Origin of the sequence: Nitriliruptor sp. (assembly GCF_040882075.1) — a bacterium.
Lineage (GTDB): Bacteria > Actinomycetota > Nitriliruptoria > Nitriliruptorales > Nitriliruptoraceae > Nitriliruptor.
Map to the genome: position 1 here is coordinate 1 of NZ_JBBEBZ010000045.1, position 1,114 is coordinate 1,114.

Here is a 1,114-nt window from a genome sequence, read left to right on the forward strand (position 1 = left end):
TGTAGGGCCGCTTGTCCTTCGAGAACCGCACGTCCCGGTTCGGGCGGAACACCTTCCCGTCGTCGCCGAAGCCGGCCGCAGCCGCGCGGTCGAGCAGCTCCTCCATCGGCACCCGGACGCACCGCTCGTAGGTGCCGCGGTGCTCGTCGAACCAGGCACGGTCGTTGTTGCCCTCGCGCTCGAGTTCGGCGTAGAACCGGAAGGCTTCCGGCGGTAGGCCGGTGAACGTGCCGATGCGTGGCGTCACCTCGATCCTCTCCTCGTCGGCCGCGGAGGGTACGAGCTACCGGCTGGCCGTCCGCCCCCACACGGTGCCGAGCCGAGCTGGACCGGTTCGGCCAGGTGGTGGGGGGTCGACCGGGGCAGGAACCGACCGCCCGCACGGCGCCACCACGATCGACCTGCGCGAGGTCGATGACGTCGGTGACGCGATCCGCGACCTGACCGACGGGCGCGGCGCGGATGCGGTCGTCGACGCGGTGGGCATGGAGGCGCACGGCAACGTGGTGGCCGAGTTCGCCCAACGGATGGCCGCTCGGATGCCGGCCGTGATCGGCAAGCCGATGCTGGAGAACGTCGGCGTCGACCGGCTCGACGCGATCTACACGGCCATCGACGCGTGCCGGCGTGGCGGCACGGTGTCCCTGGCGGGCGTCTACGGCGGCGCCGCCGACCCGATGCCGATGCTGACGATGTTCGACAAGCAGCTGCAGTTCCGCATGGGTCAGTGCAACGTCAAGAAGTGGACTAGCGACCTCATGCCGTACGTGACCGACGACGCGGACCCGCTCGGGACCGCGGACCTCGTCACCCACCGCGTCCCGCTCGAGGACGCCCCGGCGATGTACGACACCTTCATGAACAAGGAGGACGGCTGCATCAAGGTCGTCATCGAGCCGAACGCCTGATCGTCGGCCGGGTACCGCCGGGTGCGTCGGTCAGTACGCCCGGGCGAACACCACGCGGGTGCCGTAGGCCGCGGGCTTCCCGCAGCGGATGCACGCACCCTCCTCGGGGGCTCCATCGACCGGGATGCACCGCGGCGTCGCGGACGATCCCGCCTTGATGTCGTCCTCGCAGGGCTCCTCGCCGCAGTGCAGCGCGTCCGCGAACC

General features: G+C 70.7%; 2 protein-coding genes and 1 pseudogene. 1 reads left to right on the forward strand and 2 read right to left on the reverse strand.

Annotated features, from left to right (window positions below):
- On the reverse strand, positions 1 to 247 hold a 247-nt coding region (locus tag WEB03_RS02390), incomplete at its 3' end, for a DUF2461 family protein (protein WP_368069373.1).
- On the opposite strand from WEB03_RS02390, the gene WEB03_RS02395 reads away from it, so the two are divergent.
- On the forward strand, positions 234 to 908 hold the full coding sequence (locus WEB03_RS02395; RefSeq protein WP_368069374.1) for a hypothetical protein: 675 nt from the start codon (positions 234 to 236) through the stop codon (positions 906 to 908). The genes WEB03_RS02390 and WEB03_RS02395 overlap by 14 nt on opposite strands.
- A gap of 30 nt (positions 909 to 938) precedes the next feature.
- On the opposite strand, the pseudogene WEB03_RS02400 reads toward WEB03_RS02395, so the two are convergent.
- A pseudogene (locus WEB03_RS02400) lies at positions 939 to 1,114 on the reverse strand (proline--tRNA ligase); the annotation flags it as partial.